Origin of the sequence: Synechococcus sp. MIT S9504 (assembly GCF_047497135.1) — a bacterium.
Classification (GTDB): Bacteria; Cyanobacteriota; Cyanobacteriia; order PCC-6307; family Cyanobiaceae; genus Synechococcus_C.
The window spans coordinates 1,632,513-1,657,175 of sequence record NZ_CP138942.1 but is presented as its reverse complement, the minus strand read 5'-3'; the positions used below and the strand labels follow the sequence as shown (position 1 = coordinate 1,657,175).

General features: G+C 58.0%; 28 protein-coding genes and 1 tRNA gene. 15 read left to right on the top strand and 14 right to left on the bottom strand.

Annotated elements, in window-relative coordinates; genetic code table 11:
- Positions 1–64 precede the first annotated feature (64 nt).
- Together SIB58_RS09445 and SIB58_RS09440 are read left to right on the top strand one after the other, a co-directional pair.
- Entirely contained in the window at positions 65–1,687 is a 1,623-nt protein-coding gene (locus SIB58_RS09445; RefSeq protein WP_066909917.1) for a 2-isopropylmalate synthase, read from the top strand.
- Between the two features lie 5 nt (positions 1,688–1,692).
- Positions 1,693–2,553: a carbohydrate ABC transporter permease gene (locus tag SIB58_RS09440; RefSeq protein WP_066910087.1), complete on the top strand. Its 861-nt coding sequence runs from the start codon at positions 1,693–1,695 to the stop codon at positions 2,551–2,553.
- Here SIB58_RS09440 and SIB58_RS09435 read toward each other — a convergent pair.
- Entirely contained in the window at positions 2,543–3,010 is a 468-nt protein-coding gene (locus SIB58_RS09435) for a hypothetical protein (RefSeq protein WP_066909914.1), read from the bottom strand. The two genes, SIB58_RS09440 and SIB58_RS09435, sit on opposite strands and share 11 nt — an antisense overlap.
- A gap of 16 nt (positions 3,011–3,026) precedes the next feature.
- On the bottom strand, positions 3,027–3,503 hold the full coding sequence (locus SIB58_RS09430; RefSeq protein WP_067326719.1) for a hypothetical protein: 477 nt from the start codon (positions 3,501–3,503) through the stop codon (positions 3,027–3,029).
- Between the two features lie 74 nt (positions 3,504–3,577).
- On the opposite strand from SIB58_RS09430, the gene SIB58_RS09425 reads away from it, so the two are divergent.
- A complete protein-coding gene (locus SIB58_RS09425; protein ID WP_066909908.1) occupies positions 3,578–3,823 on the top strand; it encodes a Nif11-like leader peptide family natural product precursor in 246 nt (81 codons plus the stop codon).
- Between the two features lie 159 nt (positions 3,824–3,982).
- Here SIB58_RS09425 and SIB58_RS09420 read toward each other — a convergent pair whose 3' ends face one another.
- Together SIB58_RS09420 and SIB58_RS09415 are read right to left on the bottom strand one after the other, a co-directional pair.
- Positions 3,983–4,189, bottom strand: a complete 207-nt coding sequence (locus tag SIB58_RS09420; protein ID WP_414494648.1) for a hypothetical protein — start codon at positions 4,187–4,189, stop codon at positions 3,983–3,985.
- A 62-nt stretch (positions 4,190–4,251) separates the two neighbouring features.
- The gene (locus SIB58_RS09415) at positions 4,252–4,722 is read right to left on the bottom strand and encodes a hypothetical protein (RefSeq protein ID WP_066909902.1); all 471 of its coding nucleotides are present in this window, start codon (positions 4,720–4,722) and stop codon (positions 4,252–4,254) included.
- An 85-nt stretch (positions 4,723–4,807) separates the two neighbouring features.
- Between SIB58_RS09415 and SIB58_RS09410 the strand changes: the two genes are divergently transcribed.
- The 5 genes from SIB58_RS09410 to SIB58_RS09390 all read left to right on the top strand — a co-directional run bounded on the left by SIB58_RS09410 (position 4,808) and on the right by SIB58_RS09390 (position 7,266).
- Entirely contained in the window at positions 4,808–5,065 is a 258-nt protein-coding gene (locus SIB58_RS09410) for a hypothetical protein (protein WP_066909899.1), read from the top strand.
- 123 nt (positions 5,066–5,188) lie between these two features.
- Positions 5,189–5,488 (top strand): MTH1187 family thiamine-binding protein, encoded by a 300-nt coding sequence (locus tag SIB58_RS09405; protein WP_066909896.1) that lies wholly within the window; start codon positions 5,189–5,191, stop codon positions 5,486–5,488.
- A 42-nt stretch (positions 5,489–5,530) separates the two neighbouring features.
- Positions 5,531–6,109: a hypothetical protein gene (locus tag SIB58_RS09400; RefSeq protein WP_066909893.1), complete on the top strand. Its 579-nt coding sequence runs from the start codon at positions 5,531–5,533 to the stop codon at positions 6,107–6,109.
- 103 nt (positions 6,110–6,212) lie between these two features.
- Entirely contained in the window at positions 6,213–6,614 is a 402-nt protein-coding gene (locus tag SIB58_RS09395; protein WP_066910084.1) for a hypothetical protein, read from the top strand.
- Positions 6,615–6,618: 4 nt separating this feature from the next.
- Positions 6,619–7,266, top strand: coding sequence for an RluA family pseudouridine synthase (locus tag SIB58_RS09390; RefSeq protein ID WP_066910081.1), 648 nt, complete (start codon positions 6,619–6,621; stop codon positions 7,264–7,266).
- 34 nt (positions 7,267–7,300) lie between these two features.
- Here the strand turns inward: SIB58_RS09390 and SIB58_RS09385 are convergent, their stop codons facing one another.
- Positions 7,301–9,415 (bottom strand): HDIG domain-containing metalloprotein, encoded by a 2,115-nt coding sequence (locus SIB58_RS09385; protein ID WP_066909890.1) that lies wholly within the window; start codon positions 9,413–9,415, stop codon positions 7,301–7,303.
- A gap of 59 nt (positions 9,416–9,474) precedes the next feature.
- Between SIB58_RS09385 and folD the strand changes: the two genes are divergently transcribed.
- From folD to SIB58_RS09365, 4 genes are read left to right on the top strand one after another with little or no spacing between them, the layout of a single operon-like run.
- Positions 9,475–10,356, top strand: coding sequence for a bifunctional methylenetetrahydrofolate dehydrogenase/methenyltetrahydrofolate cyclohydrolase FolD (folD, locus tag SIB58_RS09380; RefSeq protein ID WP_067326722.1), 882 nt, complete (start codon positions 9,475–9,477; stop codon positions 10,354–10,356).
- Positions 10,357–10,409: 53 nt separating this feature from the next.
- Positions 10,410–11,348, top strand: a complete 939-nt coding sequence (gene crtE / locus SIB58_RS09375; RefSeq protein ID WP_066909884.1) for a geranylgeranyl diphosphate synthase CrtE — start codon at positions 10,410–10,412, stop codon at positions 11,346–11,348.
- A gap of 2 nt (positions 11,349–11,350) precedes the next feature.
- Complete coding sequence (locus SIB58_RS09370) at positions 11,351–11,857, top strand: divergent PAP2 family protein (protein ID WP_067326724.1); 507 nt, start codon at positions 11,351–11,353, stop codon at positions 11,855–11,857.
- The gene (locus tag SIB58_RS09365) at positions 11,854–13,344 is read left to right on the top strand and encodes an ATP-dependent DNA helicase (protein ID WP_066909879.1); all 1,491 of its coding nucleotides are present in this window, start codon (positions 11,854–11,856) and stop codon (positions 13,342–13,344) included. Before SIB58_RS09370 ends, SIB58_RS09365 begins: the two co-directional genes overlap by 4 nt.
- Positions 13,345–13,383: 39 nt before the next feature.
- Here SIB58_RS09365 and SIB58_RS09360 read toward each other — a convergent pair whose 3' ends face one another.
- From SIB58_RS09360 to SIB58_RS09330, 7 genes are all read right to left on the bottom strand, one after another.
- Positions 13,384–14,070 carry a GAP family protein gene (locus SIB58_RS09360; protein WP_066909876.1) on the bottom strand — a complete coding sequence of 229 codons (687 nt, stop codon included), beginning with the start codon at positions 14,068–14,070 and terminating at the stop codon, positions 13,384–13,386.
- Positions 14,070–14,663, bottom strand: a complete 594-nt coding sequence (locus tag SIB58_RS09355) for a histidine phosphatase family protein (protein WP_066909873.1) — start codon at positions 14,661–14,663, stop codon at positions 14,070–14,072. Before SIB58_RS09355 ends, SIB58_RS09360 begins: the two co-directional genes overlap by 1 nt.
- 82 nt (positions 14,664–14,745) lie before the next feature.
- Complete coding sequence (locus tag SIB58_RS09350) at positions 14,746–15,099, bottom strand: acylphosphatase (RefSeq protein WP_066909870.1); 354 nt, start codon at positions 15,097–15,099, stop codon at positions 14,746–14,748.
- The gene (locus SIB58_RS09345; RefSeq protein WP_066909867.1) at positions 15,048–16,442 is read right to left on the bottom strand and encodes a cobyrinate a,c-diamide synthase; all 1,395 of its coding nucleotides are present in this window, start codon (positions 16,440–16,442) and stop codon (positions 15,048–15,050) included. Before SIB58_RS09345 ends, SIB58_RS09350 begins: the two co-directional genes overlap by 52 nt.
- A gap of 57 nt (positions 16,443–16,499) precedes the next feature.
- On the bottom strand, positions 16,500–17,783 hold the full coding sequence (locus SIB58_RS09340) for a glucose-6-phosphate dehydrogenase assembly protein OpcA (RefSeq protein WP_066909864.1): 1,284 nt from the start codon (positions 17,781–17,783) through the stop codon (positions 16,500–16,502).
- A 44-nt stretch (positions 17,784–17,827) separates the two neighbouring features.
- Positions 17,828–19,351, bottom strand: a complete 1,524-nt coding sequence (zwf, locus tag SIB58_RS09335; RefSeq protein WP_066909861.1) for a glucose-6-phosphate dehydrogenase — start codon at positions 19,349–19,351, stop codon at positions 17,828–17,830.
- A gap of 154 nt (positions 19,352–19,505) precedes the next feature.
- Positions 19,506–20,816, bottom strand: coding sequence for an FAD-binding oxidoreductase (locus SIB58_RS09330; RefSeq protein ID WP_156486717.1), 1,311 nt, complete (start codon positions 20,814–20,816; stop codon positions 19,506–19,508).
- 141 nt (positions 20,817–20,957) lie between these two features.
- On the opposite strand from SIB58_RS09330, the gene SIB58_RS09325 reads away from it, so the two are divergent.
- Positions 20,958–21,503, top strand: coding sequence for an SRPBCC family protein (locus tag SIB58_RS09325; protein ID WP_231884188.1), 546 nt, complete (start codon positions 20,958–20,960; stop codon positions 21,501–21,503).
- 118 nt (positions 21,504–21,621) lie between these two features.
- On the opposite strand, the gene SIB58_RS09320 is transcribed toward SIB58_RS09325, so the two are convergent.
- Positions 21,622–21,694 (bottom strand) — tRNA-Glu (locus SIB58_RS09320).
- Between the two features lie 41 nt (positions 21,695–21,735).
- Complete coding sequence (locus tag SIB58_RS09315; RefSeq protein ID WP_067326745.1) at positions 21,736–22,887, bottom strand: histidine kinase; 1,152 nt, start codon at positions 22,885–22,887, stop codon at positions 21,736–21,738.
- Positions 22,888–22,990: 103 nt separating this feature from the next.
- Between SIB58_RS09315 and SIB58_RS09310 the strand changes: the two genes are divergently transcribed.
- Together SIB58_RS09310 and SIB58_RS09305 are read left to right on the top strand one after the other, a co-directional pair.
- The gene (locus tag SIB58_RS09310; protein WP_066909855.1) at positions 22,991–23,566 is read left to right on the top strand and encodes a hypothetical protein; all 576 of its coding nucleotides are present in this window, start codon (positions 22,991–22,993) and stop codon (positions 23,564–23,566) included.
- A gap of 457 nt (positions 23,567–24,023) precedes the next feature.
- The gene (locus tag SIB58_RS09305; RefSeq protein ID WP_156486718.1) at positions 24,024–24,458 is read left to right on the top strand and encodes a hypothetical protein; all 435 of its coding nucleotides are present in this window, start codon (positions 24,024–24,026) and stop codon (positions 24,456–24,458) included.
- Positions 24,459–24,663 lie beyond the last annotated feature (205 nt).

Below are 24,663 nucleotides of genomic sequence, written 5' to 3'. Positions count from 1 at the left end.
GCTCACTCGCTTAGAGTGGCCTTATCCATAGTCATTCCGACTAAATCGCGTCGAGGCTTTTGCCATGGCCCACGACCCAGGCCGCGTTCTGATCTTCGACACCACCCTCCGGGACGGTGAGCAATCTCCGGGAGCCAGTCTCAATCTTGAGGAGAAGCTGGCGATTGCGCAGCAGCTGGCGAGACTGGGCGTCGATGTGATCGAGGCGGGCTTCCCTTTTGCCAGTCCAGGGGACTTTGCCGCTGTCCAGCGCATCGCTCAGCAGGTCGGAGGAGAACACGGCCCCGTGATCTGTGGGCTGTCTCGAGCGTCCAGGGGCGATATCAAAGCCTGCGCTGAAGCAGTAGCTCCTGCACCGCGGAGACGGATTCACACTTTTATCGCAACCAGCGATATCCACCTTGAACACAAGCTGCGAAAAAGTCGAAAGGAGGTGCTGGCCATCGTCCCCGACATGGTGGCTTACGCCCACACCCTGGTCGATGACGTTGAGTTCTCCTGCGAAGACGCAGGACGCAGTGATCCTGAATTTCTTTACGAAGTCATCGAGGCAGCGATCGCTGCAGGCGCCACCACCATCAACATCCCTGACACGGTCGGGTACACCACGCCGACTGAGTTCGGCGAGCTGATCGCGGGTATTGATCGCCATGTTCCCAACATCGGCGATGCAGTGTTGTCAGTGCATGGACACAACGATCTTGGCCTTGCTGTTGCCAACTTCCTGGAGGCTGTCAAGAACGGAGCGCGACAGCTCGAATGCACGATCAATGGCATCGGTGAGCGAGCTGGTAACGCTGCCCTCGAGGAACTGGTGATGGCATTGCATGTGCGCCGCCGCTACTTCAATCCCTTCTTCGGACGCGATGCGGATTCGCCGACTCCACTGACTGCTGTGCGTACTGAGGAGATCACCAAAACCTCACGCCTGGTCTCCAACCTCACCGGCATGGTGGTTCAGCCCAACAAGGCGATCGTGGGTGCCAATGCGTTCGCCCATGAATCGGGGATTCATCAGGACGGTGTACTCAAGAACCGGCTGACCTATGAAATCGTCGACGCACGCACTGTGGGGCTCAGTGATAACCGCATTTCCCTGGGAAAGTTAAGTGGTCGAAGTGCCGTGCGCGCGCGTCTGGAAGAGCTGGGGTACGACCTCAGCCGTGAAGATCTTGATGATGCTTTCGCTCGTTTCAAGGATCTCGCCGATCGCAAACGCGAAATCACTGATCGTGACCTTGAAGCCATTGTCAGTGAGCAGGTTCAGCAGCCGGAGGCCCGCTATCAGCTGAAGCTGGTGCAGGTGAGTTGCGGCAGCAGCCTCAGCCCAACTGCCACTGTCACCTTGGCGGATGAAGATGGCAATGAGCAGACCATGGCGTCGATCGGCACCGGTCCTGTTGATGCCGTGTGTCAAGCCCTCAATGCTCTGGCCGGGGAGCCCAATGAACTGGTGGAGTTCTCCGTGAAATCTGTGACCGAGGGCATTGATGCCATCGGTGAGGTGACCATCAGGCTGCGACGCGACGGTGAGTTGTATTCGGGTCATTCCGCCGATACGGATGTGGTGGTGGCTGCGGCTCAGGCATTCGTGAATGCTCTGAACCGTCTGGTGGCTGGGTCTGCACAACAGGCTTTGCATCCGCAGAGGGACACCGCACCTCTTGAAGCCCGCCCCACTCTCTGAAATTGATGCAGTCCTCCGTCACTCGAGACCCAGCGGGCAAAGCTGGGCTTCGTGCCGGGGCGTTGCTCCAGCTGCTGATACTGCTGTTGCTGGCACTGGTCGTGCTTGTGCCCCTTCTCTGGCTGGTAAGCACGTCTCTGAAGGGCCCTGCAGAGGACATTTTTACGAGCCCTCCAGCGCTGCTGCCCTTGCAACCCAGCCTTGATGCCTACGGACGGCTGTTTCGAGACAACCCACTGGGTCGCTATCTGTTCAACAGCACAGTGGTCAGCCTGTTGGCTGTGGTGGCCAATCTGCTGTTCTGCTCCCTGGCGGCCTACCCCCTGGCACGAATGCGCTTCACCGGCCGTGGCTTGGTGCTGGGCTTGGTGGTCGCCACCATCCTGATTCCGTTTCAGGTGGTGATGATCCCCCTGTATCTCCTGATGGTGCAGCTGGGTCTGCGCAACACCCTGATGGCTCTTGTCATTCCCCAGGCGGCAACCGCCTTCGGGTTGTATCTCCTACGTCAGAGCTTTCTCGGTGTTCCGGCTGAGTTGGAAGAGGCCGCTCGAATGGATGGCTGCAGCAAGCTCGGTGAGTGGTGGAATGTGATGATTCCAGCCGCACGAGCTGATCTCATCACCCTGGCCATGTTTGTCTTCATCGGCACTTGGAGCGATTTCCTCTGGCCGCTGGTGATTCTGGATGATCCTCAGCTGTTCACGTTGCCGCTGGGTCTGCAGCAGCTGGCCAGCAGTTTTTCTCTCGATTGGAGAATTGTGGCCGCAGGATCCGTGATTTCCATCCTTCCGGTGCTGCTGCTGTTCATTCTTCTGCAGCGCTTCATTCTTCCCAGTTCCAGTGGCGATGCGGTCAAGGGCTGATCACTGGCTGCTGAGATGAAGGCTGTCGAGATGAAGGCTGCTGAGATGAAGGCCGTGGTGATGAAAGCTGTGGAGATGAAGGCAGTTCGGGTGGTGTTGTTCGCTCAATGTCCCGCTCGTCGGTAAGGTCGGAACCCAGAGTGGGTGGGAACGGTGTTTCGAGCCTGTTCCAGAGGGTCCGTTCCCGATCACCGGAAGCACGCTGCCAGCTTTCCAGATTGCTGATCTGCCTCTGCAGCTTTTGTTGTCTTGTCTGGAGAACCTCAAGCTGCTGTTCGATCAGGGCTTGGTTCCCTTCCCTGTTACGCAGCTCGACACCTTCGAGTCCGTCGAGCTGCTTCACCAGGTTCTGAATTGTGCGGTTCTGTTGTTGCAGAGACTGCCAGAGAACAATGAACAGCACGAGCAGGAATGGAAATCCCGCTGCGGGGATGACAATCCAGAGGCGATCACGCATTGCTCTCTGGAATGGATCAGTTGCAGCCCTGAACGGAAATGCGGTAGCTGAATCCTGTTGAGTTGGGATCGCTGCCTGCTCCGATCTTGAAGTTCACCTGACTGACCTGTTTGCCCTGGGGAACGGTGAACGGTCCGAATTGCCTGCCTGTGCCGATTGGAGGAGTCATTGACTCCTTCACCACGCGCAGATTGCTGCCGTCGGTGAATTTCAGGAATGCTTCAACTGGATAGGTGCCGCTGGCAGTGGAGTCCGCTGTGAAGAAAAGCTTGAAACTGCTGTACGGAGCATTGACAGCAAAGTCTGTGTTCCAGTTGGTACGGCCGATCAGCTTCTCTCTGCTCACCCGTTTTTTGACGATGTTGCTGCTTCCGTTTCCGCCGACCGGGGGGAGGAAGTTGCAACCAGCCTGTGCCCCTGATAAGCCAGCTTCAAGGCTGATCAGACCAACACTCAGGCCGAACAGAGCAGTCGTGAAACCGGTGGTCCTCATGGTCTTCACAAGTCCTTCGCGATGTCTAGCAATGGTCTGGTGGAATGGGATCTGATCACTGCACGCTGCTGTTTATGTCCCTTCAGGATCTCGATACCCTTCTCCAGCAACGCCAAGACGAGCAGGACCTGGCTCAGCGGCTCTCAGAGCCTGTGTCTGTCGAAACCCTGATCCAGCTCGGACGTGAGCGTGGTCTTTCGATCACGGAAGACGACGTGATCAGCGCTCAGTTAAGGGAAGATTCCGATGCTCCGTCCGCAGAGCTGCAAAGGCGTATGGCTGATGAGTCCAGGCGTCTCAGGCATTTCATTCAGGGTTGAGTGGAGATCAGATTTCAACCTCAGCCCTGCCGACAAGGTGATCAAGATCTGTTTGGAGTCAAGGCATTGAACACACTTGATTTCAGGCTGCTCAAACAACGAGAAGAGGTGCTGAGTGAGATCAAAGCGCTTTGTCTGGAAACTGTTTCCCCAACATGTTCAAACCATTTTCACCACGTCCGGCGTCTGGCCAAAGACTTCACCGATCCAGAGTGCGTGCGTCACTGCTCCTTCATGCGTATGAAACTCCCATGCTGATTCAGGGCTGGAGCTGCGCTCAATTTCCTGGTTTTCGTCGTTGACCCGCAGGTAATGACCGGAGTTCGCATAGCGCAGAACATACCGCTCAAGCAGTGAAGATCTCATCATGAATCTCTGCGAGACATGAACTCTGCCTAGCCAGCTTTGTGCAGCTGGTAACTGTGACTTCAGCTTTTCGTGGGTTTTCCTTTGCCTGACTGATTATCAATCTCCTGATATCGGCTGCTCCGGACCCAGGTCAGGGGCTGCTGCAAGGTGATGCGGAGTTGAAAGCCGCTGTTGCGGAACCAGGGTTCTGCGATTGCAGTGATCAGAGAGGGTCGCAACTGCCAGCTTTGCTGGAGGTATGTCTCAATCAACGTCTGCCCAGGGTGCTCGTCACGCTGCCAGTTCACGAGCGCCAGTTCCTCCGTGCTGGATTGAAGTGTGGCAATCCTGCCGAGAGGGCCTGCATCCTGATCGGTTTCCACCCGTTCATCGAGGGTCTCTTGCACGACGAACAGGCGCAGTTTGCTCTGGGTCGTCCGTCCATCCAGGCAGTATTTGTTGAGATAAAGCTGTCTTGCTCGTGCGAACAGAGGCGCGGGAGCGCGGCTCAGAAGTGTTCCGTAGGCGTCAGTGAGAGCTTGGCTTGGCATCGCGCAACGAGGGCTAGGCACATGCTCCGGGATGGCTCATCCCCCTGTGCCGTGGAACACTGTAGACAGATGTGAAAGTGGACCTATGCCTGAGTCTGGTTGCCCCCTGTACAGACTTGTGGCTCTGGACGGGCAACCGCATCCGGTTTTAGACGCTCCCTATGAATCGATCGCGGCGGCGGAAGCGGCGGCCAGCCGCTGGTGCGCTGGGCAGGGGCGTTCGATGTCGGTGGTTCAGCGTGGGATTGCTTTGGAAGTGCAGACCCGCTGCGGGGAATGGCGCACTCTTGGTTATCCCAGTGCCTGCCTTTTGGAGTCCGGGAGTGGTGTCGGGGCTCCCTGAGAAATTGTTTGCTCGAGGGTTTGTTTTGGGCGTGATCCTGCTGATGCGTCGAGTGTCCTGAGCCGCGTCGCTTGCATCCTTGCTTGATCCGGCTCAACCATTAGGGGGTTTGCGGAGCGACTCATGCGGGTCAGCGTTGATCTGTGTTTGGTCCCACTGGGGGTTGGTGTGTCGCTTGGGCCTTCCATCGCACTGTGTCAACAGGTGATCAACGCCTCCGGGCTGGATCATCAGCTCGGACCTGATGGCACAGCCATCGAAGGGGACTGGGATGAGGTCTTCGCTTGTGTGAAAGCCTGCCATGAGCGCCTCCACCAGGAAGGAGTGCCGCGGGTTCACGCCACGCTGCGCGTCAACACGCGCATTGATCGCATCCAGTCGTTTCGCGACAAGGTGAACAGCGTGAATCGCCTGATGCCGTGAATTGCGGCGGGAGGGATGCCATTTTCGTCCAGCGTGTCTTGAATGAGACCAGGAACTGGAGAGGGTGGTTTGTTGGGTCTGGCTCTGTCGGTTCGAGTGCGTGCCTTGACGGTGCTGGTGCTGACTCTGGTCGCTCCTTTCTTCTCCGGATCGTCCAAGGCTGAGACCTGGGACAGGATAGGAAGCTATGCCGCTCTTATTCGTCGAGCGGGGACCAACACTCTGGTGGCCAAGGATTGTCCGTCGGCCCTTCTGGGTGCCTTTCATGCCCCTCGTAATGCCCTGCTGCTTTGTGCCAACAACATCGAGGACGATCCAAGGCAGGTCTGGGTGGTCCTCGCCCACGAATCAGCCCATGTCATGCAGCACTGTCATGGCGGGCCGTTGCTCGCTGATCACCAGGTCGGCAATGCCCTCGCGCGCATCGAGGCTCAATCCAGAACCACCTTCCAGGAGCTGCGTCTCTATCACCAGTCGCAGCGCCGCGATGAAATTGAGGCACGTCTAGTGCAGGGGATGCCTCCCGATGAAGTGGAAGCTCTGTTTCGCAGTTTCTGCGCCGAACGTCTGAATGATCGCAAGGTGACTCAACCACCTGCTGCTCTTGGCTCTCAGCCCTGAGCGGTTTCCCATCCGAAGCTGGATCAGCTTGCTCGTCCGAGCGAAACGCGCCCAGCTGGATGGGGCACGGACCTTACGGTGTGCAGATGTGTGGCATCTCTCCATGGGTCCGCGGCTCAACGGCTACTGGTTGATGACCTGGCTCGGTCTGGTGGCCAACCTGATCGCGCTGCCAGTGATCGGTCTCCTGGCATTTCGAGAAGGGACCTCCTCCGGCATCGCTATTACCAACATCAGCGTTGCCTTTTCTCTGGCTTGGCCTGCTGCGATTGTGGGCATTGTGGCTTCAGCAGGCCTGCTGGCGCAGCGACGCTGGGGAGTGATTCTGGCGATTGTGGCTCTGTCCATGAGCCTTGCAGGAGCCATCCCCTATGGCCTCGTTCGCCTGGTTCTGGGGCTGGAGCCGCAGACGATGGGATTGGGACCTGTCTTGCTTGGGTTGATCAATGTGCTGGCGCTGATCTACTGGTGCCGCCCTGCCCACCGGCGTGGCGTCAGGCTTTGATGTCTTGGCGGCAAAGCTTCCTCAGCTCGCGGGCTGTTCACTTGTGCTCGAACATCCTCAGTATCTGGTGGTCGACAAGCCATCCGGCCTGCTGAGTCAGCCTGGCCTCGGTTGCCATCAAAGCGATTCCCTCATCACACGACTTCAGGGCTGCTGCCCTGAGCTTCGGTTGGTGCATCGCCTCGATCGGGATACGTCTGGACTCATCCTTGTGGCCAGAAATCAGAGCAGCCTGCGGTCGCTCAGTGCTCTGTTTGCTGTCCGCAGAGTTCAGAAGCTTTATCTCGCTGATGTGGTCAGGCCCTTGTCAGGCAGGCGAGGAAGCATTCAGCTTCCCCTGGCCAGGCTGCAGCGACAGCCGCCTGTTTATGGACCGCATCCTGATGGCAAGCCCTGTTGCACGCTCTGGCGCAAGTGGACGCCGTCAATCGATTGCACGCGCCTTTGGTTGCGGCCTCTGACCGGGCGTTCCCATCAGTTGCGTGCTCATCTGGCTGCCGTGGATGCCCCCATCCGTGCTGATCGCATCTACACCTCCTCCGACGCGCCCGGCCCGATGCATCTGCATGCTTATGCGCTGAGTTTTCAGGACCCTTTTGACCATCGAAGGGTTCGTGTTCGCTCTGCACTCCCCCCCTGGGCATGGGCGTAGGGGCAAGGGCTTACGGGATAAAGGCGGACGGGGCTCAAGCGGAGAAGCTGCGCTTTGCCGGAATGGGATAGGGAATGCGGCGATGACGCATTCTTCTCCAAACGCGGACGAACGACTGCATGACCAGCTCCAGTTCGGCCCGACTGAGGCTGCTCTGGCTGAGTTGGCCGTCGCTGATTCGTGCTTCCACGATCCGTTTGACCGTGTCACGAGCTTCCTGATCACTTGTGTCAGGCGGCAGTGAGCGCAACGCCGCCTCGCATCCATCCGCCAGCATCATGATCCCTGTCTCCTTGGAGCGAGGCGTCGGTCCGTGATAGCGGAAGCGTTTCTCCGAGATGTGAGGGTTCTGCTGACGGGCTTGATGCAGGAAATACCCCATCCGCAACGTGCCCTGATGTTCAGGGATGAAGTCGGCAATGGGCCGAGGAAGCCGGTGTCGTCGTGCCAGTTTCAGCCCTTCATCAACGTGTGCCTGGAGCACTCCAGCGCTGGCCAAAGGGTCGTTCAGCTGAGTGTGCGGATTCTCTCCACTGGTCTGATTTTCGATGAACCAGTTGGGGGCATGAAGCTTGCCCACATCGTGATAGAGCGAACCTGTTCTGATCAGGTCGACATCAGCGCCGATCGACCGCGCACCCTCCTCGGCCAGACCGCAGATCATCAGTGTGTGTTCAAAGGTGCCTGGGGCCTCTGAGGAGAGCCGCCGCAGTAATGGACGCTCCTGATCGGCAAGTTCCATCAACCGCGCTCTTGTCAGCAACCCAAAGGAGCTTTCCAGCAGAGGAATGATCAGGATCGTCAGCATCATCGCCAGCCCCAGCAGCAGAGCTTCCGATGCGAGTTCACCGGCATCGGATGGCAGGCGAATCCATGTTCCTGCAAGCGGTTGGCCATCTCGGCTCATCAGCACCAGCTCAGCCAGCCATGCGCCCACCGGCAGCAAGACAGCGAGTTGCAGCAGCTGGGCTCTGCTGCGCAGACGACCTGCCTGTAAGGCAGCCACGGTGGCCGTGGCTGCGGCAATCAGCAGGCGCCCTTCGCCAAGGCCTGTAACCGGTGTGGGCCAGAGAAGACTGGCTACAGCCATCCAGGCCAGAGCACAGGTTGTGCCTAGGCCCTGAGCCAGGAGAAGGGTGGGCGGCACGATCACAGCCAGAGGGCTCACTGAGGCGCCGAACCACAGTTTGCAGGCCTGGCTCAGCAGCAACAGCCCCAGAGCGAGCAGGCCATGGGGTGCCTCCAAGCAAGGACGTTCTCGGCGCATGACCAGCAGCAGAACCCCACAGCTGGCGAGTGCTTCTGTGAACCGAGTGATCCAGATGCCCAGCTTCGGACGGCGATTCACCATCCCGAAAAAATCGAGGACGTCATAGGCCTGTGAGCTGATCGACTCCCCCTTGCGGGTGATGAGATCGCCTCGATTCACTTCAATGGTGGGGATGCCTTGTTGGGTGATCAGGTCCTCGATCAGTCGCTGGCTCCTCACCGGATCGGTTTGCAGGTTGCTGGCGCCCTGAAGCGTGGTGGTCAGCACCTTGCTGCCCAGGCTGCGACCTGGTTTCGAGACTGTGTTCAGATCTTCGAGCTGCAGGTCGCTGGCCCGTCGAAGCTGCTCCTGAGCCAGGGTATTGACCAGCCCCTGACTCAACATCCTGTCGAGCGCCCGGCGCAGAACCATGTCCCAGTCCCGACGCTCATCCTGGGTTCGATTTTCCAGCCAGAGCTGCTCATCCGGAGACAGATTCACAGGCCCGATTCGCTCGGCGTCATTGCTTTTGGCAACTCGCTCCAATTCGCTGAGGTGTCGCTCCAGCCGCATGCGGATCTGCTCATTTTCCTGAGGATCCAGAACCTGAACGACGGTGCTGGATCCCAGGCTTGAACGCCTCTGTTCCAGAGCTTCGCTGTCAACAACTCTTGCGTTTTTCGGGGCCACTGCATCGAAGGGGGCCGCCAGACCTGGTCGAAGGTCGGGCTCCACCAGCCAGGGCCAGCTGGAAACCAGTGCCACCAGGACACAGAGGATCAGCAGTGTGGCTTTCTGCAGCCGGTTCCAGCGCAGCACCGGTCTCCGCGGTGATTCGCTCCTCAGCCAGGACCTCCAGAGACGTGCAAGGCGATGCGAACGCAAGTCAGCCGGGAGCATCCAGAACAGACGCTAGCTCTGTCGGAGCGGCATGCTGGATTCAAGTGCATCGGATGTCAATGGCCCTCAGGTTGGATGGCAAGGCCCTGGCCAAGACGCTCGAGCTGAGGCTGCAGTCTCAGATCCAATCCGCGAGTCAGTCCGCCGGTCGCCCGCCGGGGTTGGCTGTTCTGCGGGTGGGTGATGATCCAGCCAGTGCGGTCTACGTGGCTAACAAGGAAAAGGCCTGTGCCCGCATCGGCGTTGAGAGTTATGGAGCTCACATTCCCGCAGATGCTTCGGCTGAGCAGGTGTTGGAGGCAATCCATGCGTTGAATGACAACCCCAGGGTGGATGGGATCCTGTTGCAGCTTCCCCTTCCGCAGGGACTCGATGAAACCCCTCTGCTGGCAGCGATTAATCCTGAAAAGGATGCCGATGGTCTGCATACGCTGAATCTGGGCCGGTTGCTCAAGGGTGAGCAGGGCCCCCGCAGCTGCACTCCAGCCGGTGTGATGGCCATGCTGCGCAGTGCTGACATCGATCCTGCGGGGCGTCGTGCGGTGGTGGTCGGACGAAGCATTCTGGTGGGGCAGCCCATGGCATTGATGCTTCAGGCCGCGAACGCAACGGTGACCATTGCGCATTCGCGCACCGGGGATCTCGCTGCCCTCACTCGTCAGGCAGATATTCTCGTTGTGGCAGCCGGTCGTCCGGAAATGCTGGGAGCCGAGCATGTGAGCCCCGGCACGGTTGTGGTCGATGTTGGGATCCACCGCCGTCCTGAGGGTGGTCTTTGTGGTGATGTCAAGGCCGCAGAGCTGGAACCCATTGCCGCAGCGCTCTCGCCCGTGCCCGGAGGCGTTGGCCCCATGACCGTCACGATGCTGCTGGTCAACACCGTTGTGGCCTGGTGCCGTCGCCACGGGGTCGATCACGATCTGGCTGACTTGATCATCTGATGGTGCTCGCGGGCCCGTCGGCCTGACAGAATTCGCCCAGCATTACGCTCCCCATGACCGCCACGGCGACCAGCCCTGAAGGCGTTCCGCCGCCGGGTGAGCTTCAGCAGAGCTTTGATTTCAAGGCTTATTTGAACCAGTCCCGCGAGCGGGTCGAAGCCGCCCTGGACGCCTCGATGGGGCCTGAACGGCCGGAATCTCTCAGGGATGCGATGCGCTATTCCCTGCTGGCAGGAGGCAAGCGACTTCGCCCGATTCTCTGTCTTGCAGCCTGTGAGCTGGTGGGTGGTGATGCCTCGCTGGCCATGCCAACTGCGGTGGCGGTCGAGATGATCCACACCATGTCGCTGATCCATGACGATCTGCCGGCGATGGACAACGACGATCTCAGGCGTGGTCGACCCACCAATCACAAGGTCTACGGCGATGCCATGGCCATTCTCGCCGGTGATGCTCTGCTCAGCCGCGCTTTCGAGATGGTGGCGGTGCGCAGTGCCGATGTGCCTGCCGAGAGGTTGGTGAAGGTGGTTGGAGAGCTCTCCATGGTCTCGGGAGCGCCTGGCCTGGTGGGCGGACAGGTGGTTGATCTCGAATGCGAAGGCAAGCAGGTCGACCTCGAGACGCTGGAATACATCCATCTGCATAAGACCGCTGCGCTGCTGAGAGCCTGCGTGGTCACCGGCGCCTTGATCGGTGGCGCCAGTGATGCCCAGGTGCAGGCCATGTGCACCTACGCCAATGGCATCGGCCTGGCGTTCCAGATTGTGGACGATATTCTCGATGTCACTGCCAGCAGTGAAGTCCTGGGCAAGACGGCGGGCAAGGATCTATTGGCGGACAAGACCACCTATCCAAAACTGCTCGGACTGGAGCCTTCGAGAACCCGAGCCCTGGAATTGGTGAAAGAGGCTAAAGCCGCTCTGCAGCCTTGGAAGGACAAGGCCCAACCTCTGCTGGCTCTGGCCGATTACGTGGCCAGCAGGGATCGTTGAGTATGGATGACGTCTCTCTCAGCATCCACCTTCAGATTCTGGACAATGGAGTGCTGGCCTGGGGGCTTGCAGCTTGCGGACTGGCTCAACTGTCGAAGTTGCTGATTGAACTCGTCGTCTTTCGCCGCTGGAGGCCTGCGGTTCTGTTCGAAACCGGTGGGATGCCGTCCAGTCATGCAGCACTGGTGAGCGGGACGGCCGCGGCGGTGGGCTGGCAGGAGGGATTCGCCTCTTCTGTTTTTGCCCTTGCCGCCACTGTGGCGTTCGTGGTGATGTACGACGCCAGCGGTGTGAGGCGTGCTGCCGGTTTCACCGCTGAACGGGTCAATGCCTTGCCGGAGTCTCTCTGGAAGACACCCTTCGAGAAACCACTCAAGCAACGGCTTGGACATTCCCGAACGGAAGTGCTGGTCGGAAGCTTGCTGGGCCCCACCATTGCTTTGCTTGGTCTCGATTATCTGGGATCACCGCTTCAATTGACGCAACTGATCACCAACGCTCTGGGGTGACATCATTTCCCTACGCTGAACTGAGCCTCACCGAGGATCAAAACAAGGCGGCAGAGGCCTTCTCCGACTGGCTGCAGCAGAAGGATGCAAGCCTTCCTTTTGTCCTCAGCGGCTATGCCGGCAGCGGCAAGACCTTCCTGTCGATGCGTTTGCTGAGGCAGGTGGAGAGCAGCGGTCTCTGCTGGACCGTTGTGGCACCAACCCATAAAGCTGTTGGGGTTTTACGACAGGCCCTCAACCTTGAAGGTCTTCAGCCCACCTGGTACCCCTCCACAATCCATCGCTTGCTGCGTCTGAAGCTCAAGCGACAGGGTGATCGGGAGCTGTGTGAATCCACCGAACAAACCGCGGCAGCTTTGGAGCATCTCGGTCTGGTGCTGGTCGATGAGGCCTCGATGGTCGACAGCTCGTTGCTCTCGATCGCCTTGCAGTGTGCCCACCCGTTCAAGACACGACTGGTCTTTGTGGGAGATCCGGCCCAGTTGCCACCTGTGGGTGAAAGCGAAAGCCCGGTGTTCGGCATGAAACGTGCTGTTTCTGCCTGTCTGCGCGAGGTGGTTCGTCATCAGGGTCCAGTCCTTCAGCTCGCCAGCTGCCTGCGCGACGGTCGCTTGCCCTGCGAAGTTCCGCCGCTGCTGCCACCCTTGCGCTCGGATCTGGGTCAGGTGGGTGTGCTGAACAGAGGCGACTGGTTGTCGCGTGCGCAGGAGGGTCTGCGCCAGGCCGCGGCCTCGGATAACCCTGATGCAGCAAGAATCCTCTGCTACACCAACCGCCGTCTGGAGGCCCTGGTGCCCCATGCCCGCAGGGCCATTCATGGAGAGATGGCGGATCAGATGGCCGTTTTGCCGGGTGAGGTGTTGATCACGCGTACAGCGGTGATGGCACCGGCGTCTAGCGACGGGGGCGAGACCGGTGAAGAGCCCGACCTGGTGCTGGGTTCCAATCGAGAACTCGTCGTTGAAGACGTGTCGCCGGAACGCTGCGATCTGGCGGAGTTCGGAGTTGCCGGTGAAGCGCAGATGTCACTGGCCGGTCTTGGCGCCCCGGTGATCGAGACCCTCAACGCCAAGGTTCGCAGCGGTGAGCTCGAGCTCAATCTGCGCCTTCAGCCTCCCTCCGGCAGCCAGGCGAGGGAACACCTGGATGCACTGCTGAAGCGTCTGGCTCAGGACGCAAGGAATGCGGGGAAACGTGGCGGGCGACCGCTGTGGCGCCGCTACTTCCTGGTGAGGGATGCTTTCGCATCGCTTGGGCCTGCTGCTGTGCTCACGGTGCATCGCAGTCAGGGCAGCAGCTTTGGTGAGGTTTTTGTCGCTGATGATGTGTTCCCGCGCAGCCTTGATCGCCTCGCTCCTGATCGGCGGGTTTTTCATCAACAGCTGGCCTATGTGGCCGTCAGTCGTGCCAGGCATGGGGTTTATTTGGTGGGTGACAGCCAACGCAATGCAGCCTCCTGGAGCAAGGCTTTGCGCGGGATGGGCTAGTCGGTCATGGCTTTGACTTCTGAAGACATGTGATTCGTTTCAGATCACAGTCATGCCACTGACGCCCTGCCATCCCAGGTAGATCCCGAGTCCGAGACTCACCCCACCAACCAGAAGGCTTCCACGGGCAAACAACACCTCTTTCCCTTTTTCGAGGAGTGGAACGACATTCTCGCGGCCGATGACCACGGCCAAGAAAGGGGTGAGCAGAAACAGGCTTGCTCCGAATGTGAAAGCAGCCAGGCCGACCGCTTCCTGCCAGGTGGGCAACTGCGCGGACAGAACCACACCGGCTGACTTGGCGAACAGCACGATGTCGTCGGGGCTGATGAATTCTCCGACGGAACCCAACAACAACAGCAGCGGCAGCGGCATGGCCAGGAAACGGTCGATGCCTTTGGTCCAGGACGGCGGCTCCGAACCCTCGGTAAAGGATTTGATCAGTTCCCGCCCACCGATGGCGACCAGCGCTCCGCCGGCCAGCAGATCCAGGCCCGTGCGGTGATGGGAGCCATGACTCATGTCCAGAACAAGGGAATGCCCCACCGTCACCAGCAGCGTGGCGGCAAGAAGGGTGGTGATCACCCAGGTCGCGACGAACCATCCGCCTCTTTTGATCGGGTTCGGACCCAAGAGCAGCAGTAGGAGAACGGCGATATGGATCGGCGAGAGGCCAATGCCGGTGCCATAGGCCAGCAGTTCCGCCCAGAGGGTTGTGTCGCTCATCAGAACCGGCCGTCAGCAGGTGCATTCCAGCGCACGATCGCATGCTTTCCATGCTCGAAACCAAGCACACAGATACTTCCGGTGCTCAACATCAGCAGCCTGCCGCCCACGGCTCCCAGTCCAAGCCAGGTTCCGGCCAAGGCCCGCAGAATATGTCCATGGGCAAACAGCGCCACATCTCCATCCCCAGGCGATTCCAAGGCAATCCGAATCGCGGTTTCGCATCGTTTTTGCACGGCCTCAGCGTCTTCGCCATTGGGACAGCCATGGCTGAAGACGCTCCAGTCCGGCACCCTGCGCTGAATCTCCGGAGTGGTGATGCCCTCGTAATCACCGTAATTCCATTCCAGTAACTCCTTCATCACCATCATGTTTGCGCCCAGTCCGCCCAGCTCGCAGGTTTGGCGCGCGCGTTGCAGAGGTGAGCTGAAGACGGCAGCAAAGTTATGCTGGCTCAGCACAGGAGCCAGTTGACGTGCCTCGTCTTCTCCCTCTGGAAGCAGAGGAAGGTCGGTGTTACCTGTGTGACGTCCGTTGCGAGCCCACTCGGTGGCTCCATGGCGAAGGAGCCAGAGCTGGCGTTGTTGTGTCATGGCCAGAAGGAGCCGTCTCTTTCCAGATTGTGACCTTCAGGGATTGATTTGGCTTCGCCTGCAATCGCTTGCGACCTTGTTGTCAGTGACGGATCTCAAACCAGTCGGCACCGGTGATTGGCATCTGACAGGGCCTGACATGACGAACCCTCGCTTCGCTAGGACCCTGTTCACACCAAAGCCTCAGTTCGTTGAGGGGGAGCTGATCGCCTTCGGCCTGCACTTCCACTCTTCCGTCATCGAGATTTCGGACCCAACCGCTGAGACCCAGTTCAAGAGCACGTCTCCGACAGGCCTGCCGGAAGCCAACGCCCTGAACGGTGCCTTCCACGAGAAAACGCCAGCGCTCCTGAAGGGTGACTGACCGTTGCCGGGTGCTGCGGGTCACAAAGCGGCGACGTTCCGCTTCGCTGCGAAGCCGAGCGCGGCGCGCCATCTGCAGGGGATCATCGAGGATCCTGCCCAATGGAGGTGGACCCAGCTTGCGTGGAGATTGGGCAGGTTCCATCCCTCTGCTCTGCACTCAACTTTCCAACCTTCAACCTGCCACAGCGGCCCAAAGCTGCCAACGCTTTCATCTGATTCACTGCACAGTTGCCAGCGGTGGAACTCATGGCCCCTGAGCCTTTCACCCTTGCGCAACAGCAGGCTGTCTGTTCTTGCCTCCAGCAGCCTGTAGCCCACCTGTAGCCTTCCGAGTCTGGCTTCAAACGGCAACAGACCAGCCATTGTGTGTAGAGTTCCATCTGGACCTGCCAGACCTCGACCCAGCAGCAGCATCCCTCCGCATTCGGCGTAAATCGGCTTATCGCGAAGCCATGCGTGCAGTGATGAGAAGGTTGTCTTGCATTCGCTCAGCTGCTCTGCATGCAGCTCCGGGAATCCTCCAGGCAGGATCAGGCCGGTCGCCTCTGATGGTGGAGCGGCATCGCTCAAAGGACTCCAGGGCAGCACCGGCATCCCCAGCAGCTCCAGGCACTCCTGCATCTCGGGGTAGCGGAAGTGGAAGGCCTCATCCTGTGCGACGGCGATGGGCAGAACGTGTTGTTGTGAGCTCTCCGGTGCTGGGGAGAAGAGACTTTGAATCGGATCCGGACCGCGCTTGGGTGACTGCAGGAGCGTGCGAAACACGTCCATGTTGAGGTGCTGCTTTGCCAGAGAAGCCCAGTGACCCAGTCGCTTTTGCAGGCAGCTCAGTTCATGGGCCGGAGCAAGACCCAGATGCCGGTTTGGAAGCTCCAGGCTGGGATCTTTCGGTAGGCAGCCCAGGCATTGCACGCCGATGTCCGTGAGCACCTCCTCAAGCAGCTCCCGATGTCTGGGACTGCTCACACGATTCAGCACAACGCCAGCAAGGTTGAGGCGTGGATCGAGATCTCTGAAGCCTCGAACCAGAGCTCCGAGTGAACGGGCCTGACCTCCGGCATCCACCACCAGCACCACCGGAATGTCCAGGTTCACCGCCACTTCGGCCGTACTCCCCTCGGAGCTGGCTCCAATGCCATCGAACAGTCCCATCACGCCCTCAACCAGGGTCATGTCTGAACGCCCGCCATAACCGTTGAAACTGAGCTGAACCCAGTTATCGCCACAAAGGGGGAGATCCAGATTTCGGCAGGGCAGTGTTGCCGCCAGCGAAAGCAGCTGTGGGTCGAGATAGTCGGGTCCGACCTTGAAGGGCTGAATGCTGTGCCCAAGTTGGCGGGCCCAGGCAATCAGGCAGAGGCTCAGCAGAGTTTTTCCGCTGCCGCTGGCCGGAGCAGCGATCACGCAGGCCATGGTGTGAGCGGAGATGGTTTGAGCGGAGCGACAGGAGAGACCCCGCTCAGCTGGGATTCAGCTGATCAGCTTGGCAGCTAGTGGAGCCGCAGAAGCGAGCAGTGGGTTGGTGGAGTCGTGGCCGCCTTCCAGCTGGCGAGAAACATCCGCCTCCACTGGGGAATGCTGCACCGGAACCACTTCCTCAATCAGTTCCATGCTGGCCATTCCACCCGCTTCCAGTCGCATGCAGCCTCCGGATTCAGCGCAGAGAATCACGCAGATCGCAGGCTGGTTGTCCGGCTTGCAGATCAGGCGCAGCCCCACAATCTGACCGGGATGAATGCTGGGTTGCCCCATGGGAACCGGCGACACCCGCATCTGAACATCAGTGCCATCAGGGCGCCTGAAGTTGGCGCTGATGCTCTGGTCCGAGTTGCGCTGGGTGTGCTGCAGCTCCCAGCTCAGACGGTCGGCGATCCAGGATGCCAGAAGGAGTCCCTGGACGGGATGGTCGCCTTCGACATCAATGTCGAGCTGAACCACGTGACCAAGTGCATCGCGGCGATGCGGTGGATCGAAGACCATGGCCAGGGTTTGATGCCAGCTGCCAAGGCGCAGCCAGTTGAGATCGTTGACCGCCTGCCCTGCTTCGATCCTTGAGGCCAGCAGGTTGAGGCAGAAACCAGGTTCTCCCAGGGCGGAATCGAGAATCAGCCGTCGTGGTGAGCTGGCAAGTTGCTGCAGAAGCTCAGGGGCTTCATCGAGGGCTCCGTTCCACCACACCCAGGAGGGGAGTTCCTCCGGCAACAGAGGATCGAGAATTGTGAGGCCCTGCTGCAGCGCAGGCTTGCCTCCACGCAACACCACCACATCTCCGCAGGCGACCGTTCCACCGCCTTCTTCAGGAAGCGGGCAGTATGCAGCCACCAGGGTTTCAAGGGGCTGTTCTGAATCGAGGCTTGGCGCCAGAGTGATCAGTCGCCGCGGGCGCAGGTTGCTGAGAGCTGCATCCACATGCTGGCCGCGCAGATCCTCGCTGGTATGCCCTCCGTCCATTTGGCTGAGGCAAGTCGCCACGGCTCCTGTGAGCGGTGGCGTGCTGATGGGCAGATCGCCATCCACAACTGCCTGACGTCCTGCGGCAATCAGCTGCGATCTCTGCACGCCGGTGATCGGCCCATCCAGGCGGCCCGTACGCACCAGTTGTTGCTCAACCCAGGCCGGTTGCCAGACGAGCAGGCAGAAGGTGTGTGCTCCGACGTTGTTGGGCTGATCCCGCGACCAGAGTTGCTCTAGGTAGCCAGGTACCTCAGAGGGTGGTAGTTCGAGAGGGGTTTGAAGCGTGAGCTGGGGGGACATGGTGCAGCCAGTTAATTGGGACAGGTGTGGTCAGTCGGATCTGGTCAAGGACGACGCCAGAGCAGGCCATCGCGGGCAAGAAGGGCATCGGATGCAGCCGGTCCCCAGGTTCTTGACTCATAGGGGTGGATCGGCAGCTGCCAGGGGCTGTCTTCAATCAGCTCCAGAAGAGGGGTGTAGAGACGCCAGGCCGCTTCCACCTCATCACTGCGAGTGAACAGCGTGGGATCGCCGAGCATGGCGTCGGCCAGCAGTCGGACATAGCCCTCATCGGAAGGCTCTCCGAACGATTCGTCGTAGGAAAATTCCATCTCGACTGGTCGGCTGCGCATTCCGGAACCTGGAGACTTCACTTCAAAACGGAATTCAGCACCTTCATCGGGTTGAATTCTCAAAACCAGTTGATTGGCGGTCGGACCTCCACCCGCGGCATCAAAAAGGTGCACCGGTGCTTCTCTGAAGGTGAGCACGACCTCGCTGAGACGCTTGGGCAGTCGTTTGCCCGTGCGCACATAGAAGGGCACACCCTGCCAACGCCAGTTGTCGATGAACAGTTTCATCGCCACATAGGTTTCTGTCGTGCTGTTGGCATCCACGCCATGTTCCTGGCGATAGCCGGGCAAGGGTGAGTCCTGGGTCCCACCAGGGCCGTACTGACCACGGATGCAGCAATTCCAGGGTTCGTTTTCATCTGCCAGCCGTGCTGCCTGAAGAACCTTCGCCTTTTCACTGCGGATGGCTTCAGGGTCGAAGCGTCCAGGTGTTTCCATGGCTGTGATCGCCAGCATCTGGGTCAGGTGGTTCTGCACCATGTCCCTGAGGGCGCCTGATGTTTCGTAGTATCCGGCCCGTTCCTCAACACCGACCGTTTCCGCCGCCGTGATCTGAACACTTGAGATGTAGTTCCGGTTCCAGATCGGCTCGAAGATGGTGTTGGCAAACCTCAGAACCATGATGTTCTGGACTGTTTCCTTGCCCAGATAGTGGTCAATGCGAAAGATCTGATTTTCCTGTCCGCAGCTTTGCACCACTCGATTCAGAGTTTGAGCACTGCCGTAATCCCTGCCGAAGGGCTTTTCGATCACCACACGACTGCGTTGCGGATCCTTCAGCAGGCCTGCATCAGCCAGAGCACGACAACCGCTGCCATAGAACTTTGGAGAGACTGATAAGTAGAAGGTGCGATTGCTGCGGGTGGCTCGCAATCTGTCGATCTCGTCGAGTCGGTGACCGAGCTTCACCAGGTCCTCAGGTTGCTGAAGATCCACCGGTTCGTAGAACATGCCAGCCGAGAACTGCTCCCAGGCCGCACGGTTCTCACTCACCGTGCTCTCCATGGCTTCTGCCATTTTTTGGCGGAATTCCTCATCACTCCATGGGCGCCGAGCACATCCCAGCAATGCGAATTCACTTGGCAAGCGGCGCTGTTTGAACAGCTCGAACAGCGCTGGCACCAACTTGCGATGCGTGAGGTCACCACTTGCACCGAAGATCACCAGGCATTGGGGGGCGATCACTCGCTCCTGACGCAGGCCGACCCTCAGCGGGTTTGTCATCGTTGCGCTCATGACACTGGAAGCTCTGACGAAGGTTTAACCAGGAATCCCCGTGCTGACAGTGCTCCAGAACATCCCGCCATGTTTTGTCGTCGTCTCGGGACAACCAAAACAAAAAAAAGCCCACCGAAAGGTGGGCTTTTGTCGGGAATCAGACCCTGAAGACTCAATAAGTCTCGACGTGCCAGCGGTCGGCTTTCTTCAGCTGAGGACGCAGCTCTGCCCAGTCCAGCCCCTTGGAGGCTGCAGCAGCTGTCATGGCCTCATCGATGCCAGGTTCCATTCCACGTAGTCCACACATGTAGACATGCGTCTTGGGATCTTCGATCATCGAGAAGATTTCATCGGAGTGCTCCAGGACTCGGTCCTGGATATACATGCGACCCCCCTTGGTGTTTTTCTGCTCGCGACTAATGGCTTTCGTGTAGCGGAAGTTGTCAGGAAATTCCTCCTGATACTTCTCGAAATCGTCGTCGTAAAGGAGGTTTGGCGTCTTAGGTGCACCCATGAACAGCCATGCCTTGCCTCGGAACTTCCAGCCGTTTTTGTCACGTTCGTCGGCTTCAAACATGCGGCGCAGATAGGTCCGCATTGGGGCGATGCCGGTGCCAGTGGCAAACATAATGACATTGGCTTCCTCATCTTCAGGAAGAAGCATCTCCTTGCCTACAGGACCTGTGATCTTGACTTTGTCTCCAGGGTTGATGTCACAGAGATAAGTGGAGCAGACACCCTTGATCTCTTCTCCGGCTTCGTTCTGGTATTCGAGCTGTCGGACGCAAAGGGAAACGGTCTTGCCCGCCATGTCATCTCCATGGCGAGTGCTGGCAATTGAGTAGAGACGAAGCTTGTGCGGCTTGCCTTTGGCGTCGGTCCCTTCGGGAATTATGCCGATCGACTGGCCTTCGACATACTCAAGATGGGGATCACCCCCACTGAGGTCGAATGTGATGTGCTGAACGCGGCCAATCGCCCCTTCCTGCAGAAGGCTGTAATTGCCTAGAACGGTTCCGACAAAAGGGGTTTTGGGTTTGTAAAGATTGACGGGAACCGATTGGTGAGCAGACTTTGCAGGAGCCTTGGAAGCATCCACTTTGGTTACAGGCTTGGTGGGAGCTTTAGTTGCAGCTGCTTTGGAGGCAGGCTTAGCGGGAGCCTTTGCGGCTGCCGATTTTTCAGCCTGTTTGGCAGAACTCTTCGAGGCGGGAGCCCTCGAGGAAGAAGCCTTGGCAGCAACAGCTTTAGCAGTTGTAGCTTTTGTAGCCTGTGCACCTGCCTGTATCGGCTCATTGTTTGGAATCACAGACTGAATCCGGCCACCTCTGCCATTAATGGTCTGAACAGTTGTTTGCAGGCGGTCGTAGGAAACGGTGATTCGCTCTTCCGATCGAAGGTGTTTGCCGGCCTGCAGCCAGACAACGACCAGCGTGAACATCCGTTCGTTGTAGCTGCTGGTACCCGCCGAGCTGACACGCATGGAATGTCTGTTCCCTTGAAAGATCGCGCGATCATAGTCGTGTCATCAAGAGCAAGCCCAAGTCGTTCAGACCCTCACATCAGATTGCGGTCTGGCCTTCAGCCTGACTTTCTTTAGGATTCCGTTGTTACATTTTTCAGGTTGAACTTCGCCGACTCCTTGCCGACCCTTCAGCGAGCAACCAGAGGTCGTCAGCAGACGATTGAACAGACTGTCGAGCGTCTGCCACAGGGTGTTCGTCGCTTGGCTGTTCAGCTGCGAACGGATCAGACAGTGGACAACCTTTGGCAGGTGCTCACTGACTACGAAGGGCTGAGCAAATTCATCCCCAATCTTAGCCGTAGCAAGCTGATTGAGCGTTCAGGAAATCGAGTTACTCTCGCGCAGGTTGGCAGTCAGCAACTGGTTTTAGGCCTGAAATTTTCAGCTGAAGTGCAGCTTGAACTCACGGAGCATCGTCCAGAAGGATTGCTTCAGTTCAGAATGCTGAAAGGTGATTTTCGTCGTTTTGAAGGTGCCTGGCGTTTGCAGGCTGTTCCTGATCAAACTCTGGTGCTGTACGAACTCACTGTTCAGGGATGTCTGGGCATGCCCGTTGCACTGATCGAGCAACGCTTGCGACAAGATCTCAATGACAACCTTCTAGCAGTTGAAGAAGAAACTATCCGGCGTTTCGGTGAGGCCTAAAAGGTTCTCTCTACTTGAACCTTTTGGGGCACTTAAATGAGGCCCTCATAAGCTGATCAATTGTCATAAAAAAACATCCATAAATGAGATGTTTTGCTGCGAAAAGCAAATCAATCAATACCCCCAAGGGGATTCGAACCCCTGTCGCCTCCGTGAAAGGGAGGTGTCCTAGGCCTCTAGACGATGGGGGCGAGGCCGTGCTCTCAGGTGTTCTCCCGTGCACCAAGTGAAATTACGGTTCCGACTGACCCTCCGTCAAGGCAGTGATCAAGTTCTCCTGTCCTTGTCCTTGCCAGACAGGGACATTGAAGGTGAAGCAGGCTCCTTTTCCTGGTTCTGAGACAACCCAGATGCGTCCACCATGAACTTCAACGATTCGTCGGCAAACGGAGAGCCCCACTCCGAAGCCCGATGTTCCTCCTGAGGTTTGGGGAAGTCGTACACGGTCCAGAAAAATGCGTTGCTGTTCGGCTTCGGGGATGCCAGGACCGCTGTCGCTGACACTTACCTGCACCCATTGACTGGTGCGATGCACCATGGCGAGTGCGATTGTGCCGCCGTCCTGGGTGTATTTGAGAGCGTTCTCAAGAAGATTGAGCAGCACCTGACGCATGCGCCGCTGATCCGCGAAGACCATTGGCAGATCGGCTGGAATGTCTGTGTTGATGGTTACGTCTCGACCGAGCCAGAGCTTTTCCAGTTCAAGAATTGCTTCTGCGGCAATGTTGGCCAGGTCAAGTCGTTGGGGGTTGAAAAGAGCTTCCCAGCGTGTGCTTCCCACCTCCAGCAGATCTTTGGAGAGAAGTGCGATCTCGTCGAGGCGTCGCTTCAGGACGTCGCGGAATCGATTGAGATCGATCTGACCCAGTTGCTGGCTCTGCAGTGCCAGCGTCGCGGCCGTCAGGGGCGTGCGAAGTTCGTGGGCCACCATTCTCAGAAGGCGTTCTTGAGATTGCAGACGATCAATCAGCGTTTCATTCTCCTGCCGCAGAACCAACAGCTGATCCTCCAGTTGAAGCTCCCGCTGAGTACGACTTCCGTCCAACTCGGTGGGCTTGAGGCTCAGGCCCAGACCGCTCACGACCTCATCCTGCTGCCATCTAGGCACCCAGCCGCGTAGTTGCTGGAAAATGCTGCTTCCTGCAAAGACCTGCTTTGGCATGGGTTGCAGCTTCACCAGAGCAGGTGTGACAACCAACCGGTGAAGTTCCAGCAGTTCCGGGTGCTCGACAGGATCAGCAACCTGGAGTGTCACGTCAAAACCGCAGTCCTCCTGTTCCAGAAACTGGATCAGCGAACGCAGATCCCCGCTGGAGAGATGGTGACGACCTGCGACCAGGAGCAGAGTCAGCTGCTGACGTGGTGTGGGATCGATCCCGCCCACCAGGTGTTGCTCCAAAAGATGAGCCTTACCTTATGGGTTTTTGCAAAGGTCAGCAGAACCGCTAAGACGATTTTGAACAGACTGTTGTCAGTCAGGACTTTGCATGGCCCTTCTCCCTGTCGAAAGCCGTGGTGCTCCACCCCCGGACGGTGAGTCTCCGGCTTCGCAGCGGGTTTATCTCGACAGCAATCTCAGGCGTTGGTTTGCACGAAACCTGGGCCTATGGCGGTCACGACGCCAATACGTTTTCAAAAATGAGGAGGTCCTGTTCCTGGACATGATGATCCGGGTGGAGATCTTTGCGGAATCGAGGGTGGGCAAGCCTCACTACCGCATGAGCTGGTGGCCTGAACACGAAACAGATTTCTTTGATCGCAAACCCCGTTATCAGCGTGAAGGGGTGATGGAAGCAACACTGATGGGACACCAGTTGCTGCGTAGTCGTGCCTATCTCGAAGAAGTCGAGTCGCGAACGAGGATTCGTCAGGTGGATGAACACGAGGTGGTGTTCGAATCGCATTACCTCGACTGGGATGTCCAGGAATACACACGTCTGATTGATCAGGATCGTTTCCGATCGCGCGCCATCTACAGCTGGCAGAAAGGTGATCTGGAAATCGTGGAACATCACCACGAAACCCGTCTTGAAGATGCTTCGGCTCCAATTGACTCGAATTGAGTTGTGCAGTCCTAGGCGTCCTCGCCTGGTTCCTAGGCATTCCCGTTGGCGATGTCTTTCGCGGTTCACAAGTGACAGATTCTCCTGTCGCGCTTTGAACGGCCTTTTGTTTGGATCTTGCTGAGGCCTTGAACATGGCTTGATCAAGCTTCTCAGCCTTGTTGCAGTGCTTCTCATTTGATCCAAACCAGCCATATGGCGTGAATCCGTCAGGTGTTGTTCGAGACGTTTGCTTGTGATCAGCTATCCATCAAATTTTGACCGCCTACTAGTGGCTTGATCTGAGTGCCGAGCTGTCAACACTGGAATCAATTTTGTTCTGTTCTCGGCTTGAAAACACTGCATACCCAGATTTTGAGCACTTTGCTGTTGGTCTGGGATTGATCTTGTCGCAACAAATACCTAGCCATTTTCAGCTGGTATGAGGCAGCATGGGACCGCTCCCCTAAGTCTGTCAGTGCGTATCCCCCGTCCCAGTCTTTCCAATGCGTTCAGAACTGTTCTGCTGGTCGCAGCGCTTCCTCTCAATACTTCCATTGCATTCGCTCAAGGGGCAGGTGGAGCGAAATCCCCGGCCACAGCGATTGAAATCGAGCGAATGGTTTCAGTCGCTTCGATCAACATGTGCATTTTGTCGAAAAGCAAGGTTCCATTCTTGACTGCAATGCAGGCCAACATGGTGCCAATGGTGAGCTACATCAAGGAAGTCAACGGGTCCAAAATTTCAGGGGTCAAGAACGGACAGGCTTTGACTTCTGAGGAAGTTGCCAATGGTCTAGCGATGCAATTATTGCCTGTCGTCGGCGTTCGTTGTGGAAAGGACTTGCCTCAGGATTACAAAAAAGAGGTTACAAAAGCAGAGAAGCTGCTGAAGTCTCAGCCTGGAAGCTGACCATTGCTTCACCTGATCTACTCTGATCTTTTGGTTGAGATCAGGTTCTTTGAGTGAGTTCAGCAGGGGGCATTAATCTATAAGCCAATCTCTTCTTGTCGATTAAAAGTTGAGATTGGCTGCATTACAATGGATTCATGTTTTCTTTGTAGGTGTCTGGCAAGTCTCAGTAATGATCAGTGCACCGCAGCTCTGAGCTAGTCGC

Excerpts from the sequence above, each read along its gene's own strand:
- SIB58_RS09445 (WP_066909917.1), top strand. The coding sequence starts at position 65 with ATGGCCCACGACCCAGGCCGCGTTCTGATCTTCGACACCACCCTCCGG.
- SIB58_RS09440 (WP_066910087.1), top strand. The coding sequence starts at position 1,693 with ATGCAGTCCTCCGTCACTCGAGACCCAGCGGGCAAAGCTGGGCTTCGT.
- SIB58_RS09435 (WP_066909914.1), bottom strand. The coding sequence starts at position 3,010 with ATGCGTGATCGCCTCTGGATTGTCATCCCCGCAGCGGGATTTCCATTC.
- SIB58_RS09430 (WP_067326719.1), bottom strand. The coding sequence starts at position 3,503 with ATGAGGACCACCGGTTTCACGACTGCTCTGTTCGGCCTGAGTGTTGGT.
- SIB58_RS09425 (WP_066909908.1), top strand. The coding sequence starts at position 3,578 with ATGTCCCTTCAGGATCTCGATACCCTTCTCCAGCAACGCCAAGACGAG.
- SIB58_RS09420 (WP_414494648.1), bottom strand. The coding sequence starts at position 4,189 with ATGAGATCTTCACTGCTTGAGCGGTATGTTCTGCGCTATGCGAACTCC.
- SIB58_RS09415 (WP_066909902.1), bottom strand. The coding sequence starts at position 4,722 with ATGCCAAGCCAAGCTCTCACTGACGCCTACGGAACACTTCTGAGCCGC.
- SIB58_RS09410 (WP_066909899.1), top strand. The coding sequence starts at position 4,808 with ATGCCTGAGTCTGGTTGCCCCCTGTACAGACTTGTGGCTCTGGACGGG.
- SIB58_RS09405 (WP_066909896.1), top strand. The coding sequence starts at position 5,189 with ATGCGGGTCAGCGTTGATCTGTGTTTGGTCCCACTGGGGGTTGGTGTG.
- SIB58_RS09400 (WP_066909893.1), top strand. The coding sequence starts at position 5,531 with ATGAGACCAGGAACTGGAGAGGGTGGTTTGTTGGGTCTGGCTCTGTCG.
- SIB58_RS09395 (WP_066910084.1), top strand. The coding sequence starts at position 6,213 with ATGGGTCCGCGGCTCAACGGCTACTGGTTGATGACCTGGCTCGGTCTG.
- SIB58_RS09385 (WP_066909890.1), bottom strand. The coding sequence starts at position 9,415 with ATGCTCCCGGCTGACTTGCGTTCGCATCGCCTTGCACGTCTCTGGAGG.
- folD (WP_067326722.1), top strand. The coding sequence starts at position 9,475 with ATGGCCCTCAGGTTGGATGGCAAGGCCCTGGCCAAGACGCTCGAGCTG.
- crtE (WP_066909884.1), top strand. The coding sequence starts at position 10,410 with ATGACCGCCACGGCGACCAGCCCTGAAGGCGTTCCGCCGCCGGGTGAG.
- SIB58_RS09370 (WP_067326724.1), top strand. The coding sequence starts at position 11,351 with ATGGATGACGTCTCTCTCAGCATCCACCTTCAGATTCTGGACAATGGA.
- SIB58_RS09360 (WP_066909876.1), bottom strand. The coding sequence starts at position 14,070 with ATGAGCGACACAACCCTCTGGGCGGAACTGCTGGCCTATGGCACCGGC.
- SIB58_RS09355 (WP_066909873.1), bottom strand. The coding sequence starts at position 14,663 with ATGACACAACAACGCCAGCTCTGGCTCCTTCGCCATGGAGCCACCGAG.
- SIB58_RS09350 (WP_066909870.1), bottom strand. The coding sequence starts at position 15,099 with ATGGCGCGCCGCGCTCGGCTTCGCAGCGAAGCGGAACGTCGCCGCTTT.
- SIB58_RS09345 (WP_066909867.1), bottom strand. The coding sequence starts at position 16,442 with ATGGCCTGCGTGATCGCTGCTCCGGCCAGCGGCAGCGGAAAAACTCTG.
- SIB58_RS09340 (WP_066909864.1), bottom strand. The coding sequence starts at position 17,783 with ATGTCCCCCCAGCTCACGCTTCAAACCCCTCTCGAACTACCACCCTCT.
- zwf (WP_066909861.1), bottom strand. The coding sequence starts at position 19,351 with ATGAGCGCAACGATGACAAACCCGCTGAGGGTCGGCCTGCGTCAGGAG.
- SIB58_RS09330 (WP_156486717.1), bottom strand. The coding sequence starts at position 20,816 with ATGCGTGTCAGCTCGGCGGGTACCAGCAGCTACAACGAACGGATGTTC.
- SIB58_RS09310 (WP_066909855.1), top strand. The coding sequence starts at position 22,991 with ATGGCCCTTCTCCCTGTCGAAAGCCGTGGTGCTCCACCCCCGGACGGT.